At 76.6% G+C, this 21,439-nt stretch carries 5 protein-coding genes; 4 read left to right on the top strand and 1 reads right to left on the bottom strand.

Annotated features, from left to right (window positions below):
• The first annotated feature begins 294 nt into the window (after nt 1–294).
• From IFT77_RS12555 to IFT77_RS12540, 4 genes are read left to right on the top strand one after another with little or no spacing between them, the layout of a single operon-like run.
• Complete coding sequence (locus tag IFT77_RS12555) at nt 295–15,639, top strand: DUF11 domain-containing protein (RefSeq protein ID WP_192170165.1); 15,345 nt, start codon at nt 295–297, stop codon at nt 15,637–15,639.
• Complete coding sequence (locus IFT77_RS12550; RefSeq protein WP_213016646.1) at nt 15,636–16,133, top strand: FxLYD domain-containing protein; 498 nt, start codon at nt 15,636–15,638, stop codon at nt 16,131–16,133. The genes IFT77_RS12555 and IFT77_RS12550 overlap by 4 nt, the downstream gene beginning before the upstream one ends.
• Entirely contained in the window at nt 16,130–18,859 is a 2,730-nt protein-coding gene (locus IFT77_RS12545; RefSeq protein ID WP_192170164.1) for a LuxR C-terminal-related transcriptional regulator, read from the top strand. Before IFT77_RS12550 ends, IFT77_RS12545 begins: the two co-directional genes overlap by 4 nt.
• Nucleotides 18,860–18,878: 19 nt before the next feature.
• Entirely contained in the window at nt 18,879–19,304 is a 426-nt protein-coding gene (locus IFT77_RS12540) for a DUF3151 domain-containing protein (protein WP_192043032.1), read from the top strand.
• A gap of 46 nt (nt 19,305–19,350) precedes the next feature.
• On the opposite strand, the gene IFT77_RS12535 is transcribed toward IFT77_RS12540, so the two are convergent.
• The gene (locus IFT77_RS12535) at nt 19,351–21,438 is read right to left on the bottom strand and encodes a YhgE/Pip family protein (protein ID WP_192170163.1); all 2,088 of its coding nucleotides are present in this window, start codon (nt 21,436–21,438) and stop codon (nt 19,351–19,353) included.
• Between the last annotated feature and the right edge of the window lies 1 nt (nt 21,439).

Here is a 21,439-nt window from a genome sequence, read left to right as displayed (position 1 = left end):
GTCCGTTCCGAGAGGGGGCGCGCGGCGCACCACGGTACCGCAGCCCCGCGCCGCGGCCGGGCTGGCCCCCGAGCGAGGGGGATGGTACAGGCGTGTCCCCAGGAGTGCGGACACGGTGAGGTGAAAGGCGGGGTGAATTGGGCGATCAGGGCTGTTCGGGGTACACGTGTCGCCCACACTGGGACCGGGTCGCCTACTGGGACGGCAGCCCCGCCTCGGCATCCGCTCCGATCACGAGCTGGAGGGCCGATGATCGCCGAGCGCGATCGCCGAACCGACAAATGAGGATCAGCCGTGCCCGCAACTCTCGACGCCCCGACGCGCCGTGACCGCTCCGCCCGCCACGTCCGCCGCCGGCCGCGCCACCGCGCGGGCGGCAGCGCCTGGCCGCTGCCGATGCGCGTCGTCGCCGTCGTGCTCGCCGTGATCGTCCCCGTGACCGGCCTGTCGCTCGTCGACCCCGCCGAGCGCGCCGAGGCAGCCGTCGTCCAGTGGGGTACAGCCGGCGGCACCGCCCCGTCCTGGCAGGACACGGTCAACGGCGACTTCCTGCAGGTGGGCAACGGGGTGCTCGCCTGCGGCACGGCCGTCGTCTCGGGCGCCGGCACCTGCGCGAACCTGCACGCGGGCACCACGACCGCCACCAACAACGTCAACGACTACTTCTCGATGCAGGCCTCGAACACCGTCTCGGGCTTCACGACCAACTCGAGCTCCGCCTCCGTCACCATCCCCTCCGGGGCCACCGTCGCGAAGGCGTTCCTCAGCTGGAGCGCCAACACGGGCGTCTTCGCGGGGCGCACCGGAGCCGACGCGCTGCGCTGCGGCGCCCTGACGCAGAACCAGGTCATCAGCGGACAGTCGCCCCTCGCGACCCGTCCCGACAGCTCGTCGGGCTACCGCACGCAGGCGGCGAAGCTCAAGGTCGGCTCGGCCGCCGTGCGCAGCGTCCCGGCGACCGGCGTCCTCGAGGACACCGCGGCCACGGCCCCCGGCACGGCGCTCTACTACAGCGCCGGCGCCGACGTGACGGCCGCCTTCGCGGGCGCCGCCACCGGCAGCGCGCTCGCCGTCTCGGCAGGCGACATCTGGGCCCCCGTCGGGGCGGGCTGCTACGCCGGCTGGTCGCTCACGGTCGTCTACGACTACGGCACCTACGTGCCCGGCACCACCGCCTCCGAGCCGCACAGCGTCATCTACTACGAGGGCCACGTGCGCGAGGGCGCCTCCGACCCCGACCTCACCGTCGCGTTCTCGGGCTTCTCGTCGCTCGGCGCCGCCCGCTTCGGCTACACGCTGTTCGAGGGCGACCGGGGCATCACCGGCGACTACATGCGCTACAACCGCCAGGCCGGGGCGTACGCCGAGATCCCCAACGCCGCAGGGGCCCTGGACAACGTCGGCATCAGCCGGGCCGACGGCTCGACGCGCTACACGCAGACCGGGTCGGCGGCCACGCCGGTCTTCACGAACGCGAGCGTCGACGCCGCGACCACGACCCTGCCCGGCGTCCAGGCGGGCGACACCTCGATCAACCTGCAGATCGGCACCAGCGGCGACTCGTACCTGCTGCGCAGCGCCGTGCTCAGCGTGCCCACCGCCTCCTTGACGGTGGTGAAGAGCCTCGACGGCACCATCGGCGACCAGTACCGGGTCGCCACCGAGAACACCCGGTTCCAGATCACCGTCTCGAACACGGGCTCCGTGGCGCTGATGAACGTGGTCGTGGCCGATCCCGACAACCCCGAGTGCCGGAGGACCGTCGGGACCCTGGCGGTCGGCGCCGTGGTCACCTTCAACTGCACCGGCCCGCCGCCGACGCAGGCGAACCAGGTCAGCTCGGCCACCGCGACCGGCACGGCCGCCGGCAACTCCGCGGTCACCGTGACCAGCACCGGCACGACGACCGTGCACCTCAGCGCGATCGCGCTCACCAAGACGGGCGCGCTGCCCTCCGGCTCGACCGGGGCCGTCGGCGACGTCGTCACGTACACCTTCACCGCCCGGAACACCGGCGGCGGCACCCTCACGGGCGTCAGCATCACGGACACCAGCCTCCCGGGCCTCTCCGGCCTCACCTACGGCGCCTGGCCCGGCGGCACCGCCGGCACCCTCGGCGAGGGCCAGTCGGTCACGGCGACCGCGACCTTCGCCCTCACGCAGGCCGTCGTCGACGCCTCCTCGATCTCGAACACCGCCTCCGTCGTCGGCACCGACGCCGACGGCGGCCCGCAGCCCACCGCCTCCGCGACCGCCCGCACCGCCGTGCCGGCGAACCCGGCGCTCGCGCTCACGAAGACCGGCGCCCTCCCCGCCGGCAGCACCGGCCGGGCCGGCGACGTCGTGACCTTCTCCTTCACGCTGCGCAACAGCGGCAACCAGACCGTCGCCGGCGCGACGATCACCGACGGCGTCGCGGGCGTCGGCACGATCGCCTACGGCACCTGGCCGGGCGGCACGGCCGGCCGCCTCGCCCCCGGGCAGCAGGTCACGGCCACCGCCCCGTACACGCTGACCCAAGCCGACGTCGACCGCGGCACCGTGCCGAACACGGCCACCGCCCGCGCGGCGTCCCCCAGCGGCGCCGCCGTCACGTCGAACACGGCCTCGACCAGCGTCGCCGTCGCCGCTGCGCCCGCCCTCGCCACCACGAAGCGGGCCGCCCTGCCCGCCGGAGCCGCGGGCGTCGCCGGCGACGTCGTCACGTACACCGTCACGTTGTCGAACACGGGCAACCAGACCCTCACGGGAGTCGCCGCGAGCGACCCTCTGACCGGTCTCTCGGCCTTCAGCTACGGCACGTGGCCGAGCGGCACCGCCGGCACCCTGCGCCCCGGCCAGCAGGTCACCGCGACCGCGACCTACACGGTGCGGCAGAGCGACGTCGACTCCGGCTCGGTCGTGAACCGCGCCACCGGCACCGGCACGCCCCCGAGCGGCGCGGCCGTCTCGTCGGCGGCCGCGGCGACGCTGCCGCTCTCGACCGGCTCGTCCGTCTCGCTGACGAAGACCGGTGCCCTCGCCGCCGGTGCCTCCGGCCGCGCCGGCGACGTCGTCACCTGGAGCTTCAGCGCCGCCAACACCGGCTCCGTCACCCTGCGCGGCGTGACGATCACCGACGCCGTCGCCGGCGTCGGCCCGATCACGTACGGCACCTGGCCGAGCGGCACCGCCGGCACCCTCGCCCCCGGGCAGGCCGTCACGGCGACCGCGTCGTACACGCTGACCCAGGCCGACGTCGACGCCGCCCGGGTGCAGAACACGGCCACCGTGCAGGGCACCCCGCCGTCCGGCGCCGTGGTGCGCCAGACCGCCACCGCCTCGGTCGACGTGGCCGCGGCGAGCACCGTCTCGCTGACCAAGTCGGGCGCGCTCGCCCCGGGCGCGACCGGCCGTGTCGGCGACGTCGTCACCTGGTCGTTCACCGTGCGGAACACCGGTGCCTCCACCCTCGACGCCGTCACGATCGCCGACCCGCTGGTGGCCGACCGCGTGGCCTTCGGCACCTGGCCGGGCGGCACCTCCGGCCGTCTCGCACCGGGCCAGCAGGTCTCGGCGACGGCCAGCTACGCGCTCACCCAGGCCGACGTCGACGCGGGCTCCGTCGTCAACACGGCGACCGCGACCGGCACCCCGGCCAACGGGCAGCGAGCGACGTCGAACGCCGCCGCGACCGTGCCCGTCGCCTCGTCGCCCGCCATCTCCGTCGCCAAGTCGGGCGTGCTCGCGGCCGACGCGCAGGGCCGCGCCGGCGACCGCGTCGACTACACGTTCACCGTCCGCAACTCGGGCAACGTCAGCCTCACCGGCGTCGCCCTGACCGACCCGCTGCCCGGGCTCTCGGCCGTCACGTACGGCACCTGGCCGGGCACCGCGGGCACGCTCGCGCCGGGCCAGCAGGTGACGGCGACCGCGCGCTACGCGCTGACCCAGGCCGACGTCGACCGGGGCAGCGTCGCGAACACGGCCACCGCCTCCGGCACCCCGCCCGCAGGAGGCGCGGTGCGCGCGAGCGGGTCCGCCCTCGTCACCGTCGCCCCGGCCCCCGCGGTCGCGCTGACGAAGTCGGTCGCGGGCACCGCGGCCCGCGCGGGCGACGTGCTCACCTACACGTTCACCGCGACGAACACGGGCAACCAGACCCTCACCTCGGTGTCGGTCGCCGACCCGCTGCCCGGCCTCTCGGCCCCGGCGTACGGCACGTGGCCGAGCGGCACCGCGGGCACCCTCGCCCCGGGCCAGCGCGTCACGGCGACCGCGACCTACGCGGTGACGCAGGCGGACGTCGACGCGGGCTCCGTCGTGAACACGGCCACCGCCTCCGGCCGGACCCCGGCGCTCGGCACCGTCCAGGGCCAGGGCTCCGCCACGGCCCCGATCAGCGCGCCCGGCTCGCTCGGCCTGACGAAGACCGGCACCCCCGCGGCCGGCTCGACGGGCGCCGCCGGCGACGTCGTCACCTACTCGTTCCGCGTCGTCAACACCGGCGCCGTGACGCTGCGCGGCGTCGCCGTGACCGATCCGCTCGCCGGTCTCTCGGCCGTCTCGTACGGCACCTGGGCCAGCGGCACCGCCGGCACCCTCGCCCCCGGCCAGGCGGTCACCGCCACGGCCAGCTACCGCCTGACGCAGGCGGACGCCGACCGGGGCAGCGTCGTGAACACGGCCACCGCCTCCGGCCGGACGCCCCAGAACGCGCTCGTGACCCAGGGCGCGACGGCCACGACCGCCGTGCCGCAGACCGCCGGGCTCGCCGTCGCGAAGAGCGGCGCCCTGCGCGCCGGGTCGACCCGCGCCGCCGGCGACGTCGCCGACTTCACGATCCGCGTGACGAACACGGGCACGGTCACGCTGGGCTCCGTGGTGCTGAGCGACTCGCTCGCCGGCCTCAGCGAGCCCGTGCTGACCTGGCCGGGCACCCCTGGCCAGCTGGCGCCCGGGCAGACCCTCGTCGCTCGCGCCTCGGCCGCCGTGACGCAGGCCGACGTCGACGCCGGCGCGGTCGTGAACACGGCGACGGCCCGCGGGGTCGCCCCGGGGGGCCAGACGACCACCGCCTCCGGCGCCGCGACCGTGCCGATCACCTCGTCGCCCGCGCTCGCGCTCACCAAGCAGGTCGCGCCCGTCGCGGGCGGCTCGGCCGGCCGCGCCGGCGACGCGCTCGAGTACCGCTTCTCCGCCACGAACCGCGGCACCGTCACCCTGACCGGCGTCGGCATCGCCGACCCGCTGGCCGGTCTCGGCACCCTCGCCTACACGTGGCCGGGCGCCGCCGGCCGCCTCGCCCCGGGCGAGACCGTCACCGCCACGGCCCGCTACGTCGTGACCCAGGCCGACGCCGACGCCGGCAGCGTGGCCAACCGAGCGTCCGTGCGCGGCGCGACGCCGCAGGGCGTCCAGACGTCGGCCGAGGCGACGGCCGTGCAGCCGATCGGCTCCGCCCCGGCGATCGCGCTCGACAAGACGGCCGTCGTGGCCGGCTCGGGCTCGGTCGGCAGCCGCGTCACCTACCGCTTCGACGTGACGAACACCGGCACGCAGACCGTCTCGGGCGTCACCGTCGAGGACCGCCTGCCCGGCCTCTCCGCGATCTCGTACGGCACCTGGCCCGGCGCGGTGAGCGGCCAGCTCGCCCCCGGCCAGACCGTGCGCGCCACGGCGACCTACGTGCTGACCCAGGCCGACGTGGACGCGGGCAGCGTCGCGAACACGGCCACCGCATCCTCGACCGGTCCGTCCGGCACGGCCGCGGCGGCCTCCGACGCGGAGACGGTGCGCACGGCCGTGGGCACCCAGGCCGTCGGCCTGACCAAGACCGAGACGCTGCGCGGCACGGCCGCCGGCGACGTGGGCGACACCGTCGACCTCGGGTACGTCGTCACCAACACGGGCACGACCACCCTCACGGGCGTCTCGGTCAGCGACCAGCAGCCCCGCACCACGGCCGTCGTCTACGGCGCCTGGCCGGGCGGCACCGCCGGCACCCTGGCCCCCGGCCAGTCGGTGACGGCGAGCTCGAGCTTCACCCTCGTGCAGGCCGACGTCGACGCCGGCCAGGTCGGCTCGCGGGCCACGGCCGTGGGCACGTCGCCGCGCGGCGCCGTGGTGCGCGCCGACGCCGACGGACAGGTCACGACCCGGCAGGCGCCGGGCGTCCAGCTGACGAAGACCGGGGCGGTGGCCGCAGGAGGCGCCGGTGCGGTCGGCGACACGGTCGAGTGGCGCTTCGTGCTGGTCAACACCGGCACGGTGACGCTGTCCGGCGCGGCGATCACCGACGCCCTGCCCGGCATCACGACGCCCGTCGTCACCTGGCCCGGCGAGCCCGGGGCCCTCGCCCCCGGCGCCCGGACCACCGCCACGGCGCAGTCCGTGCTGACCCAGGCCGACGTCGACGCGGGCAGCGTCGTCAACACGGCGCGCGCCACGGCGACCTCGCCCGCGCCGGGCAGCCAGACCGTCACGGCCACCGCGGCCGCGACCGTGGCCACGGCCGCGAGCGCGCCCCGCCTCGAGCTGACCAAGACCGAGACCGTCACGCCGCCGGCGTCGGGCCCCACGACGGCGAACGACGGCGCCGTCTTCACCTACGTCGTCACCAACACCGGCAACGTGACCGTCTCGGGCATCTCGATCCTCGACGGGCAGGCCCGCCTCTCGGCGGTGACCTGGGGCTCGGGCACCTCGACGACCGTGACGCTGCGCCCGGGCGAGAGCGCCACGGCGACGGGCGCCTACCGCCTGACGCAGGCCGACGTCGACGCGGGCCGCATCGGCTCGGCCGCGACCGCCTCGGGCACGGCGTCCGACGGCCGGCCCGTCCAGGCGACCGCCGCAGCGGAGGCGCCCGTCACCCGGGCACCCGCGCTCGCGCTGGCCAAGACGGCCGCGTTCGACGCCTCGACGACCAACGGCCAGCAGACCGACGTCGGCGAGACGGTCGTGTGGTCGTTCCTCGTGACCAACCGGGGCAACACCACGCTGACCGGCGTGGGCGTGGCCGACGACATGGCGGGCGTGACCGTGCAGCTCGGGCCGTGGCCCGCGGCCGCCGGCACGCTGCTGCCGGGGGAGTCCGTCAAGGGCACCGGGCGCCACGTGGTGACGCAGGCCGACGTCGACGCGAACGACGGCCTGCTCGTCAACCGGGCCACCGCCTCCGCGTCGGCCCCCGACGGCACGACGCCCACCGGCGTCGCGAGCGCCTCGATCCAGCTCGACGCCGCCGCGCAGGTCGGCCTCGTCAAGACCGAGCTCTTCGCCGACCCCGACGCCGCGGTGCACCGCGCCGGCGACCGCGTCTCGTTCACCTTCGACGTGACGAACACGGGCGCCTCGACCCTGACCGACGTCGTCGTGACCGACGACCAGGCCCGCCTCGGCGACGTCGCCCTCGCCGACGGCGGCCCATGGACGGGCGACAGCCGCATCGCGCCCGGGCAGACGGTGCGCTTCACGGCCTCGTACGCCCTGACCCAGGCCGACGTCGACGCTGGACGCGTGCGCAGCACCGCCTCCGTCACGGCACGCTCGGTCGACGCTGCGGGCGACCGTGTCGAGGCCACCGACGTGCGCAGCCTGCTCGTCGCCGCCGCGCCCGGCTACTCGTTCAACAAGACCGGAGCCTTCGCCGGCGGCGCGGCCGGTCGCCTCGGCGACCGCGTCGACTACGCCTTCGACGTCGTCAACACCGGCAACGTGACCCTCTACCTGATCGAGGTCAGCGACCCGCTGCCCGGCATCGGCACCATCACGTACACGGGCCTCGGCGAGGGCCGCTCGCTCGCGCCCGGCAGCTCGGCCCAGGGCACCGCGTCGTACCGGGTGACCCAGGCCGACGTCGACCGCGGCCGCGTCGAGAACACGGCGACGGCCATCGCGAACCCGCCCGCCGGCGACGCGATCACGTCGACCCGCTCGTTCACGCTCGCGACGGCCGCCCAGGCGCCGTCGATCACGCTCGACAAGCAGGAACTGCTCGAAGGAGGCGCCCGCGGCGTCGCCGGGGACGAGGTCCGCTTCTCGTACACGGTCACCAACACCGGCGACACGACCCTCAGCGACGTGCAGCTGACCGACGCCCAGCCCGGGATCTCCGAGATCGTGTTCGGCCCGTGGCCGGGCGCCGACCGCACCCTGACGCCGGGCCAGTCGATCACCGCGACCGCGACCGCCCGCCTGACGCAGGCCGACGTCGACGCCGGGGGCATCGCCTCCACGGCGACCGTCTCGGGCTCGGCGCCGGGCGCCTCGGGCGCCCCCGCCACCGTCTCCGACGATGCCGACGGCTCGGTCGCGAGCGTCCGCGAGAACGCCCTCGTGCTCGACAAGCGCGCCACCGCGACCGACGGCTCGGCCGTCGAGTCCGCGCAGCTCGGCGACACGCTGCGCTACGTCATCACGGCCCGCAACACCGGCACGACGACCCTGACGGGCGTCGCGATCGTCGAGGCCCTGGCCGACGCGACCCCGTTGCAGTACGGCACCTGGCCGACGGCCGAGGGCACGCTGCTGCCCGGCGAGGCCGTCACGGCGACCACCGACCGCGTCGTCACGCAGGCCGACGTCGACTCGGGCTCGGCCCTGAACACGGCCACCGTGTCGGGCACGCCGCCGCCGGGCTCGGGCGACTCCCCGACCGCCCGCGCCTCGGCGAGCGTGGTCACCACCTCGGCCGCGCCCTCGATCCGAATCGAGAAGACGCAGGCTCTCGCGTCCGACGCCACCGGCGTCGCCGGCGACGTCGTGCAGTACTCGTACGTCGTCACGAACACCGGAGGGGTCACGCTGACCGGCGTCACCGTGCGCGACGGCCAGGCGCGCGTCACCGACGCCGTGTTCGGCCCCTGGCCGGGCGGCACCGCGGGCACCCTCGCCCCCGGCCGGTCGGTCACCGCGACCGCGACCCACGTGCTCAGCCAGGCCGAGGTCGACGCGGGCGGCGTGTCGAGCACGGCCACGACGCGCGGCACCCCGCCGAGCGGCGCCCGCGTCGCCGGCACCGCCGACGCGCTCACCGAGGTCGCCGAGCGACCCGACGTCGAGGTCACCAAGACCGGCACGCTCGCCGACGGCGCGCGCGGCGTGGTCGGCGACCGCATCGACTACGAGTTCGTCGTCGTCAACCGCGGCAACGTGACCCTGAACCTGCTGACCGTGCGCGACGCCCTCGCCGGCGTCGGCGACGTCCGCTTCGGCGAGTGGCCCGGCCCGGTGGGCCAGGTCGGCCCCGGCGAGCAGGTGCGCGCCACCGCGTCGTACACGGTCACGCAGGGCGACGCCGACGCCGGAGCGGTCGTCAACCAGGCGCTCGCCACCGCGACCCCGCCCTCGGGCGAGCCCGTCACGGGCACCGGCGTGCACACCCTCGCGCTCGCCCCGACGACGCCCGCGCTCTCGGTCGCCAAGACGCAGGTGCTGCCCGCCGGCGCCGCGGGCGTGGCCGGCGACGTCGTGACGTACTCGTTCACCGTGACGAACACGGGCACGTCGACGCTGACCGACGTCGTGCTGTCCGACGCGCAGGCCGGGCTCTCCGACCTCGTCGTCGGCTCCTGGCCGACCTCGGCGGGGACGCTCGCCCCCGGGCAGAGCGTCACCGCGACGGCCACCCACGTGCTGACCCAGGCCGACGTCGACGCCGGAGGCCTCTCGTCGCCGGCCGTCGCCTCCGGCACCTCGCCGCAGGGCGACGCGGTCGCCGCGCGCACCTCCGCGTCGACGCCGCTGACCGCGCCCGCCGCCGTGTCGCTCGACAAGTCGGTGACGGACGCCTCAGGAGGCGCGGGTGCGGTCGGCGACGTCGCCCGCTACACGTTCAGCGTCGGCAACACCGGCGCCGTGACGCTCTCGGGCGTCGACGTGGCCGACCCGCTGCCGGGCCTCGGCACGATCGCCTGGACCTGGCCGGCCGCCGCGGGCGTGCTCGCGCCGGGGGAGACCGCGGTGGGCACCGCCTCCTACGTCCTCACGCAGCAGGACCTCGACGCCGGCTCCGTCGCGAACCGCGCCACGGTCTCGGCCCAGCCGGCACGCGGCGAGACCGTGCGCGCGTCGGACGCCGCGACGCTCGCGACCAGCTCCGGACGACCTGCCCTCGCGCTGACCAAGACCGAGGCGCTCACGCCGGGGGCGCGCGGCGTCGCCGGCGACGCCGTCCAGCTCAGCTGGGTCGTCACCAACCCCGGCAACCAGACCGTGACGGGCGTCCAGCTCGCCGACGACCAGGTCGGCGCCCCCGCTCCCGTCTTCGGCTCCTGGCCGGGCGGCACCGCCGGACGCCTCGCGCCCGGACAGAGCGTGACCGCCACGACCACCTACCTGCTCACCCAGGCCGACGTCGACGCGGGCGGCGTGACCAGCGCCTCCCGCGCCACGGGCACCGGCCCCGGCGGCGTGCCCGTCCGGGCCGACGCGACGGCCGGCGTCGCGGTCGACCAGGTCTCGACGATGTCGTTCACCAAGGCGGGCCGTCTCGCCGCGGGCACCACCGGGCAGGTCGGCCAGGGCGTCGACTACACGTTCCAGGTGCGCAACACCGGCACGGTCACGCTCAGCCTGCTCGACATCGTCGACGAGATGCCGGGCCTCAGCGACGTGACGTTCGACCGCTGGCCGGGCGCGATCGGCGTGCTCGCGCCGGGTGAGCGCGTCATGGGCCGGGCGGGCTACACGATCCGCCAGAGCGACCTCGACGCCGGCGGCGCGATCACGAACACGGCCACGGCCTTCGCCACCGCGCCCGACGGGACGGTCGTCCGCCGACCCGCGTCGGCCACCGTGCAGGCGGCGCCGCAGGGCCCGGTCGTGGGCCTGACGAAGGAGGCGCAGCTCGCCGAGGGCGCGACCGGTCGCGCCGGCGACCGGGTCGAGTACTCGTTCACCGTCACGAACCAGGGCAACACGACGCTCACCGGCGTCGTCCTCGCCGACGGCCAGCAGGGCCTCGGCACGATCACCCCGGGCACCTGGCCGGGCGGCACCGCCGGCACACTGGCGCCGGGCGAGTCCGTCCGGGCGACCGCCGTCTACGTGCTGACCCAGGCCGACGTCGACCGCGGCTCGGTGTCGTCCGTCGCGACGACCTCCGGTCGCTCGTCGGCGCCCGCGCAGACCGTGACCGCGAGCGACGAGAAGACCGTCGTCGTGCCGCCGCAGCCCGCGCTGGCGTTCGCGAAGACCGTCGCGCCCGCCACGGGCACGGCGCCCGGCGACGCGCTCACGTACACCTTCACCGCGACGAACACCGGCACCGTCACCCTCGACGGCGTCGTGTTCGACGACGCCCTCGTCGGGCTCTCGCCCGTGGCCGTCGCGACCTGGCCGAGCGGGACCGCCGGGCGCCTCGCGCCGGGCGAGACCGTCACCGGCACGGCGACCTACCGGGTCACCCAGGCCGACGCCGACAGCGGCTCGGTCGTCAACGCGGCGCGGGTGCTCGCCAGCCCGCCGACGGGCGCGCCGCTCACCGCGAGCAGCGCGGCCACGGCCTCCACCGCCCCCACGGCCGCCGCGATCGGCGTCGAGAAGACCGCCGCCCTCGCGACGGGCGCCGCGGGCGTGGCCGGCGACACGGTCGAGTTCTCGTACGTCGTCACGAACACCGGGACGGCCACGCTCACCGGCGTGACCCTGACGGACGCCCTGACCGCCGCCTCCCCGGTCGTCTTCGGCCCCTGGCCGAGCCCGACGAACCGCCTGCTGCCCGGCGAGAGCGTCACCGCCACCGCCCGGTACGTGCTGACCCAGACCGACGTCGACGCCGGCGCCGTGAGCTCGTCGGCCCGCACCACGGGCACGACGCCCGACGGCTCGGTCGTCGCGTCCGACGACGCCGCCGGCGTCGAGCTCGCGCGGACCGCCTCGGCCTCGGTCGACAAGACGGCGTCGTGGGTCGCCGGAGGCGCCGGTCGCGTCGGCGACGTCGCCCGCTTCACGATCGCGGTCGCGAACACCGGCACGGTGACGCTCTCCGACGTCGTCGTGACCGACCCCATGGCCGCCACGGAGGCGGACCCCTCCGGCGTCGTCGCCCCGGCGAGCTGGCCGGGCACCCCCGGCGCGCTCGCCCCGGGCCAGCGCGTCGCCGCGACCGTCGACCGGGTCGTGACGCAGGCCGACGTCGACTCCGGCGCGCTGGTGAACGTCGCGACGCTCCGGGCCGCTCCGCCGGCCGGCGCCGGCGACCCCCTCGTCGTCCGCGACGGCGCGACCCTGGCGACGGCCGTGACCGCGCCCGCGGTGTCGATCGTCAAGACGGCGACCCTCGAGCCCGGGGCCGCCGGCGTGGCCGGCGACGTCGTCCGCTACGAGTACCTCGTCACGAACACGGGCGACGCGACCCTCTCGGGCGTCGTCGTCTCGGACGACCAGGCCCGCGCCTCCGTCGTCTCGTACGGCGACTGGCCCGCGGCGGCCGGCACCCTCGCGCCCGGCCGGACGGTCACGGCCACGGCGAGCTACGTGCTCACGCAGGCCGACGTCGACCGCGGCGTGGTGGCCTCGCGCGGCAGCGTCGTGGGCACGCCGCCGAGCGGCCCCGCCGTCCGCGCCTCCGCGGTGCAGGAGGTGCGCCTCGACGGCACGGCCTCGCTCGCCCTCACGAAGACGGGCGCGCTGACCGCCGGGCCCTCGGGCACGACCGGCCGCGTCGGCGACGGCGTCTCGTTCGCCTTCACGATCACGAACACCGGCGCCGTCACGGTGTCGGGCGTCGCGGTCGACGACCGGCTGAACGGCGTCTCCGCCGTCGAGCTCGGCCCCTGGCCGGGCGAGGTCGGCGTGCTCGCGCCCCGCCAGGTCGTCACCGGCACCGCGACCTACGCGGTCGTGCAGGCCGACGTCGACCGCGGCAGCGTCGTCAACGCCGCGACCGTCTCGGGCACCGCGCCGTCGGGAGCCGCCGTGCTCGCCGACGCGCGCACGACCGTGCCGCTGACGGCCGACGGGCCCCGCCTCGGGCTCGTCAAGCAGGTCGCCCTCGCGCCCGGCGCGACCGGACGCGCCGGCGACGAGGTCGTCTACACCTGGGTCGTCACCTCGACCGGAGACGTCACCGTCCGCGACGTCGCGGTCGCCGACGGGCAGCCGGACCTCAGCGACATCTCGTTCGTCTCGTGGACCGGCCAGGGCGACTTCGACCGCGTCCTCGCGCCCGGCGCCTCCGCGACGTTCACCGCCCGGCACGTGCTCACGCAGGCCGAGGTCGACGCCGGGGTGCTCGTCACCGAGGCGACGGCGACCGCGGTGGGCGACGACGCCGCGGCCACCCCGGTCTCGGCGACCGACGCCGTCCCGCTCGTCCTGCCCTCCTCGCCGGCCCTCGCGGTCGACAAGGAGGCGCGGTGGGCGGACGGCGGCACCGGCCGCGTCGGCGACGTGGTCGAGTACCGCGTCTCCGTGGTCAACGCCGGCACGGTAACGCTGGCCGACGTCGTGGTGAGCGACCCGCTGCCCGGGCTCTCCGGGTTCACGTACACCGGCGGGACGGCCGACGGCTGGCCCGACGAGGCCGGTGTGCTGGCCCCCGGCGAGTCCGTCGTCGCCACGGCCCGGTACACGGTGACCCAGGCCGACGTCGACGCAGGCTCGGTCGTGAACGCGGCCTCCGCCTCCGGCGTGCCGCCGACGGGCGCCGCGACCGTGGCGAGCGACGCGGCGACGATCGCGACCGCCGACGTCGCGCCGCGCCTCGCCGTGACCAAGACGCAGGCGCTGCCCGAGGGCGCCGCCGGCGTCGCCGGCGACACCGTGCCCTTCACGTTCACCGTCACGAACACCGGCTCGGTCACCCTGACCGACGTGCGGCTCGCCGACGGCCAGGCCGGTCTCGGCGACCTCGTGGTCGGCCCCTGGTCGGGCGCGGTCGGCTCGCTGGCCCCCGGCCAGAGCGTCACGGCCACCGCCGGCTACGTGCTGACGCAGGCCGACGTCGACGCCGGCGCGATCGCGTCGACCGTCACCGCGACCGGCACGCCCGTGCGCGGCCCGGGCGGCCCCGGGGTCCCGGCCGACGTCTCGGCCTCGGCCGACGGCCGCACCCCGCTCGTCGCGGACGCCGCCCTGGTCATGGCCAAGGCCGGCGCCCTGCGCGGCTCCGGCCTCGCGGGCGACGTCGTCGACTGGACGATCACCCTGCGCAACGAGGGCGGCGTCACGCTCTCGGGCGTGCAGGTCGCCGACCCGCTGCCCGGCCTCAGCCCCCTCGTGCTCGGCCCCTGGCCGACCGTCGAGGGCAGGCTCGCCCCGGGCGAGTCCGTGACGGCCGTCGCCATGTCGACGCTGACCCAGGCCGACGTCGACGCGGGCGCCGTGACCAACACGGCCACCGCCTCCTCGACCCGGCCGACCGGCGAGGCCGTCGGGGCTGCCGCGCAGGCGACCGTGCGCACCGCGCCCGCCGTCGCCGGCCTCACGGTCGCCAAGACGCAGGTCATGGCCGACGGGGCGACCGGCAAGGCCGGCGACGTGCTGCAGCTCGGCTACGTCGTGCGGAACGCGGGCTCGGTGACCCTGCGCGGCGTGACGCTGTCCGACGCCCAGCCCGGCCTCTCGCAGATCGTCTTCGGCACGTGGCCGGGCGAGCCCGGCGTGCTCGAGCCCGGGCAGAGCGTGACCGCGAGCGCCACGTACGTGCTCACGCAGCGCGACGTCGACGCAGGGATCGTCACCTCCGAGGTGACCGCCACGGGCGAGGCGCCCGGCGGCGCGACCGTCGACGACGTCGCCGAGGCGGGGGTCGTGCTGCCCGGCTCGTCCAGCGTCTCGCTGCGCAAGACCGGCGCCCTCGTCGGCGAGGGCGCGGCCGGCGGGCTCGTCCGCTTCGGCTTCGAGGTCGTCAACACCGGCGACGAGACCCTGTCGGGCCTCGCGCTGACCGACGAGCTGCCCGGCCTCGGCGAGGTCGTGTTCGGCCCGTGGCCCGGCGCCGAGGGCGTGCTCGCCCCGGCGCAGGGCGTGACGGCCACGGCCGACTACGTGCTGACCCAGGCCGACGTCGACGCGGGCCTCGTCCGCAACACCGCCTCCGTCCTCGGGACGACCGCGGGAGGCGCCCTGCGCGCCGACGAGGACACGACCGTCGTCACGGTGGTGCCGCGCTCGGGCGTCGAGCTGACCAAGACCGTCAGCTACGCGCCCGGCAGCGCCGGACGCCTCGGCGAGCAGCTCGACTACCGCTTCGTCGTCGTCAACACCGGCACGGTGACGCTGGTCGGCGTCGGCGTGGAGGACGAGATGCCCGGCCTCGGCGACGTACGGTACGAGTCGTGGCCCGGCGAGCCCGGCGTGCTCGCACCCGGACAGAGCGTCGTCGCGACCGCCGCGTACACCGTCACCGCCGCCGACGTGGCAGCCGGCCAGGTGTCCAACACGGCGACCGCGATCGGCACGGGCGCCGGCCCCGACGGCACGGTGCCGCCCGTGACGAGCCCCGACCCGACCCCCGACCCGACCCGCGACGACGACACCGTCGTCGTCCCGACCCACGACCGCGTGCTGGCCTTCACCGGCGACGAGGTGGCCGCCCCGGCGCTCCTCGCCCTGGTGCTGCTGGTCGCCGGCCTCGGCCTGGCCCTCACGGGCCGGCGTCGCGACCGGGACGTGCGCACGACGACCGCCCGCCCGAGAGGACACTCATGACCACCCGACCTGCCCTGCTCCGCACCTCCTCCGCCGGCTCCCGCTCCGCGCTGACCCGCTCGGCCGTGGCCGTGCTCGGGGGCGCCGCGCTCGTCGTCGCCCTCGCCGGCTGCACCGGGGGAGGCGACGGCGACGCCAGCCCGTCGCCCACGCCCTCGAGCACGGCCGCCGCGGCGCCCGCCGTCACCGACATCCAGGACGACCCGGGCACGGCGCCCGACTTCGTGGGAGCCCTGCAGGACGTGCAGCAGACCGCGTGCGAGCTCGACGGAGGCGCGTACACGGTCACCGGGACGGCCGCGAACCCCACGGACGCCGCCCAGCACTACCGGATCTACGTGTCGCTGCTCGACGGCGACCAGGCGACCCTCGGCCTGACCCAGGTCGACCTCGACGCGGTCGCCGCGGGCGAGACCGCCGAGTGGGAGGCGCAGCTCGCCGTCGACTCCGCCGACCTGAGCTGCGTGCTACGCGTGGAGCGCTTCGCCGCGTGACCACCGTCAGCGGCGTGCCCGCGAGCGCGGTGACGGCGGAGTCCGCCGGGTCGGCGCCTGCCGCGCCGGTGCCGGTCGGCGCGTCGCCGACGGGCGTGCCGCGGCTGCCGGGCGCGACGGTCAGCCGGCCCCGGCTGCTGAGGGCCCTCGACGAGGCCTCGGGGTCGCCCGTCGTGGTGCTCCGCGGGCCGGCGGGCTGCGGCAAGACGGTGCTGCTGGCCGACTGGGCGCGCCGCCACCGTCGCGACCACGAGCGCGTGCTGTGGCTCGGCCTCGACGCGGCGCTCGACGGCGTGCCGGCCGCTGACCGGCGGCGCGCCTTCTGGGCCGCCGTGGGCCTCGCGCTGCGGGCCTCGGGACGGTCCTCGTCGGCCCTCGCGCGCCTCCTCGGCGACGACCTCGCCCCGGCCCCTTCGCGGTCCGCCCTCGTCGCGGCCGCCGCCGCCCCCGACCAGCCCCTCGTGCTCGTGCTCGACGACCTCGACCTGCTCGACGACCCGGCGGCCCGGGCCGACCTGGAGGCGGTCGTCGGCTCGGGCGGGCGGGTCAGGGCGGTCGTGGCGACCCGGTCCCGCAGCTGGCTCGAGCGGGGCGACGTCGCCGCCGCCCTCGACACCGTCGTGGTCGGGCCCGACGCCCTGGCCCTCACGCCTGCGGAGGCCGCGGTCGTCGTGGCCGGCGTGCTGCGGCGTCCCGTGGACGCCTCGCGCGTCGTCGCGCTGCACACCGCCGTGGGCGGCCACGCCGGGGCCGTCGTGGCGTCCGCGCGCGCCGTCGCCGACCGCGTCGACGCCGACCGGACCCTGCTCGTCGACCGCGGCGGCCGGTCGTTCGAGGAGGCGCTGGCCGCGTGCGCGCTCGACCACGTCCGTGCCTCGCTGGCCCGTCACCTCCGCGGCGGGCCCGCCACGGAGTTCGTGCTCCGCACCTCCGTCGTCGACTCCCTGCCCACGGCGCTCGCGGCGCGCCTCGCCGACCTGCCCGACGCCGACGCCGCGGCGGCCGCGCTCGACCGTGCGGCGGAGGACGGCCTCGGGGCCTGGCGCACCGAGAGCACGGGCGCGCACGGCGAGTTCGCCTACTACGCGGCGGTGCGCGAGGCGCTGCGGAGCGAGCTGGACGCCCGGCGGCCCGACGACGCCCGCACGCTGCGCCAGGAGGCCGTCGAGTGGGCGCTCGAGGCGGAGCAGCCGATGATCGCGGCCCGGGCCGCGGCGGCGCTGCTCGACATGCCCCTCCTCTCGCGCGTGCTGCAGCGGTCGTGGCCCTCGTTCACCCTGCGGCACGCGGCCGAGCTGGTGGGCGTGCTCGGGACGCTGCCGAGCCGGCGCACGGCCCGGCACCCCGTCGTGCTCGCGATGACCGCCCTCGCCTTCTCGACGGTGAGCATGCACCACGCCCGCGTCGCGCAGGCCCTCGAGGCCGCCGTCTCGGCCGTCGAGGAGCGCGTCGGCTCCGTCCCCGCGCCCGACCAGGCGTTCCTCCTCGCCGTCGAGGCCCAGGCGCGACGGATGCTCGGCGACGTCGCCCGCGCCCGCGCCGCCGCCGCACGGGCCGAGGTCGTGCTCGCGGCCCTGTCGCCGGCCGAGCGGGAGGAGATGGCGCCCGTCGCCTCCTTCGTGCACCAGCAGCTCGGCGTGACGGCGCTGCTCGACGGCTCGCCCGAGGAGGCGCTGCGCTCCTTCGCCGCGGCGTCCGGCGCGGCGTCGGGACCGGAGCACGCCGCGCAGCGGTCGTCGTCGGTCGGCGCCAGCGCCTTCGTGCACCTCTGGATCGGCGAGGTCGCGACCGGCCGCGCCCTGCTCGCCCAGGTGGGCGACGAGACGGCCGGCCCGGTGGCGCTCGCGCGGGCCGTGCTCGCGCTCGAGGACTTCCGCCCCCACGAGGCCCTTCGGCTCGTGCCCGACGTCGAGCCGCTGATGGCCTCGTCCGAGCACTGGCCGATCGTCCTCGCCGTACGGGCGTCCGCCATGATCTCGCTCGGCCAGACCGCCGTCGCCGGCCACCTCGTCGACCTCGACGCCCAGGCGGCGCGCTGGAGCGTCCGCTCGCCGACCGCCGGAGCGTCGAGCGACCTGCTCGCGACGACGCGGGTGCGCCTGATGCTCGCGGTCGGGCGCGTGAGCCGGGCCGAGGCGGAGCTGGAGCACCTGCCGGCCGACGACCCCACGGTCGTCCTGCGCCGCGGGGCCGCGCACCTGCTGCGCGCCGACGCCCGACGTGCCGCCGACACCGTCTCGGGCGCGCTGCTCGCCGGCGTCCCCGACCAGCGGGTCCGGTCGCAGCTGCTGCTGCTGAGGGCGGTCGCCGAGCTGCGGCTCGACCGTGCGGCCGCGGCGCTCGCGACCTTCACGGCGGTGCTCGACGCTTTGGCCCACACCGGCCTCCGCACCGTGCTGCTGACCGTGCCCCGCGACGACCTCGAGCAGCTCGTCGCCGCGGCGACCGCGTCGGGCGACCCCCGGGCCGAGGACATGCTCGGCCCCGGCCGCTCGCTCGCCGGCGACCTGCCCGCCGACGCCATCGGCAGCTCGCTCTCGGAGCGCGAGGCGGTCGTGCTGCGCTCGCTCGCCACGGAGCGCAGCCTGCCCTCCGTCGCCGCCGAGCTGCACGTCTCCGTGAACACGGTCAAGACGCAGCTGCGGAGCGTGTACCGCAAGCTCGGCGTCTCCGGCCGCCGCGAGGCCGTGGAGGCCGCCACGCAGCGCGGCCTCATCGGCGGCTGACCCGGGAGAGGATGGACCCATGTCCTCCACGAACCTCCTCGGCGTGCCCGAGACCCTCCTGCCCGCCGACCCTGCCGTCACGGCCGACCTCGAGACGCTCTCGCTCGCCGAGGTCGTCGTCGCCCACCCGACGTCGTCGCTCGCCTGGGCCCTGCTCAGCGACGAGGCCTCCGCGCGGGGCGCCGACCTCGAGGCCTACGCCTACGCGCGGGTCGGCTACCACCGCGGCCTCGACGCGCTGCGCGGAGCCGGCTGGCGCGGACAGGGCCCCGTCCCGTGGTCGCACGAGCCGAACCGCGGGGTGCTGCGCTCGCTCTTCGCCCTGCGCCGCGGAGCCGCCGCGATCGGCGAGACCGCCGAGGTCGAGCGGCTCGGCACGTTCCTGGCGGACGCCGACCCCGCGGCCGCCCCGGCGATCGAGGCCGAGGAGGCGGGCCGGCGCTGACGGCGCCCGCCGCGCCTCCTGCGCCCGCGGCTCCGGGCCCTGTGGCTCAGCCGATCAACGACGGCCGCAGGTCGCGCAGCGTCCGCTGCCGCGTCATCCGGGCCGTCGCGAGCAGCGACACCAGCAGCGCGCCGAGCATCCAGAGGGCGAGAACGCCCGCGTCGGTCCACGCCGTCGCGGTGCTGCCGCCGTACATCAGCTGACGCAGCCCGTCGGTCGCGTAGCTCATCGGCAGCACGAAGTGCAGCGCGGCGAGCGGTCCGGGCAGCGTCTGCCACGGGAACGTCCCGCCGGCGGTGACCAGCTGCACGACCATGAGCACCAGCCCCAGGAACTGCCCGACGCTGCCGAGCAGCACGTTGAGCATCATGATGATCGCCGCGAAGGTGACGCTCGCCAGGCCCATCGTCCCGAGCATGCCCCAGGTGTGCGCCACCTCGAAGCCGAGCGCCCCGCGCACGATGGCGAACAGGGCGACCATCTGCAGCACGCCGAGCAGGGCCGGCGTCAGCCAGCCGGCCGCGACCACCCGCACGGGTGCCTTCACGGCGGTGATCGCCCGCTTCGACACGGGCTTCACGATCAGGAACAGCGCGTAGATGCCGATCCACGCCGCGAGGCTGATGAAGAACGGGGCGAGCCCCGCGCCGTAGGTGCCGGCGCTCGTGAGCGGCTGGTCGTCGACGCCGACGGGGTCGCTGATCGCGGAGGCCTGGTCGTCGCGGCTCTGCTCGGTGCTCGCGGGGATCTCGCCGAGGCCGCTCTGCAGCCCGTCCCGCAGCTGCACGGCGCCGTCGTCGAGCGTCCCGAGCCCGTCGCGCAGGCTGACCGTGCCGGTGCTGAGCGTGCCGAGCCCGGTCGACAGCGAGGCCGCCCCCGTCTCGAGCGTGCCGAGGCCCGACGACAACGAGGAGGCGCCCGAGGCAGCGCTCTGCGCTCCCGTCGCCAGCGTGTCGGCCCCGGCGGCCGCGTCGGAGATGCCGCTCGTGAGGGCCGGGGTCGCCGAGGCGAGCGCCGCCGCGCCGGCGGAGACCTGGTCGGCGCCCGTCGAGAGCGCCCCGACCTGGCCGTTCAGCTGCTGCACCTGCGTGTTCGCGTCGGCCAGGCCGTCGGTGACGGGGGCGAAGTACGAGGCGACCTCGGCCGCCGAGGCGACCGCCTCCTCCTGCGTCTGGCCCTGCGAGACGAACAGGGCGACGAGCTGACGCCCGATCGCCGCCTGCGTCTCGGGGGCGGCGTCGGCGGCGGCCTGGCTGGCCGTCGCCGCGTCGCCGACGGCCGTCGCGAGCTGCCGGTTGCCGTCGGCGACCTGGGCCGCGCCGTCCGCGAGCTGCTGCGTGCTGGCGGGCAGGCCGGTCGTCTGGTCGCGCAGCTCGTCGAGCCCGGTCGAGAGGGTCGACGCGCCGGTCGCCAGCTGGGAGGTGCCGCTCGCGAGCGACCGCGCGCCCGTCGCCGCGGTGGTCGCGCCCGTCGCGAGCTGGTCGGCTCCCGACGACGCGTCGGCCGCCCCGGCCACGAGCTGGTCGGCGCCCGACACGGCGGAGTCCGCGCCGCTGACGAGCTGGGACGCCCCGTCGACCGCGCTGCCGAGGTTCGTCCGGATGTCGGCGAGGCCGACGAGCAAGGTGGACGCTGCCTCCTTGCCGACCTTCTCGGCGACCGACGCGCGGATGGTCTTGCCGGCCTGCCCCGCGATCGTCGTCGCCAGGTAGCTGTTCGTGTCGTTCGTCGCGAGGACGATCCGCGCCCGCTGCGGGTCGTCCGAGCTGGCCGAGGTCAGGTCGGCGCTGAAGTCGCGCGGGATCGTGAAGGTGAAGTCGTAGGTGCCGTCGCGCAGCCCGGCCGCGGCCTCGGCCGACGAGACGGTGTGCCAGTCGAAGTCGCCGCCGTCGACGACCTCGTCGGTCACCTGGTCGCCGTAGTTCGTCGCGGTGCCGTCGACGACGGAGCCCTGGTCCTCGTTGACGAGCGCCGCGGGCACCTGGTCGAGGTTCGCGTACGGGTCCTGGTTCGCCCACAGGTAGAGGCCGCCGTAGAGCAACGGCACCGTCATCAGGGCGACGAGGGCGAGGCGCGCGAGCCCGGTGGAGGTCAGCCGTTGCAGCTCGGCTCGGACGATGGCGATGATCTTCACG

The organism is Frigoribacterium sp. CFBP 13729, from assembly GCF_014841875.1.
Classification (GTDB): Bacteria; Actinomycetota; Actinomycetes; order Actinomycetales; family Microbacteriaceae; genus Frigoribacterium.
Note: the sequence above shows the minus strand (reverse complement) of the source record. Positions and strands in the feature narration are given on the sequence as shown.

Excerpts from the sequence above, each read along its gene's own strand:
- IFT77_RS12540 (WP_192043032.1), top strand. The coding sequence starts at position 18,879 with ATGTCCTCCACGAACCTCCTCGGCGTGCCCGAGACCCTCCTGCCCGCC.
- IFT77_RS12550 (WP_213016646.1), top strand. The coding sequence starts at position 15,636 with ATGACCACCCGACCTGCCCTGCTCCGCACCTCCTCCGCCGGCTCCCGC.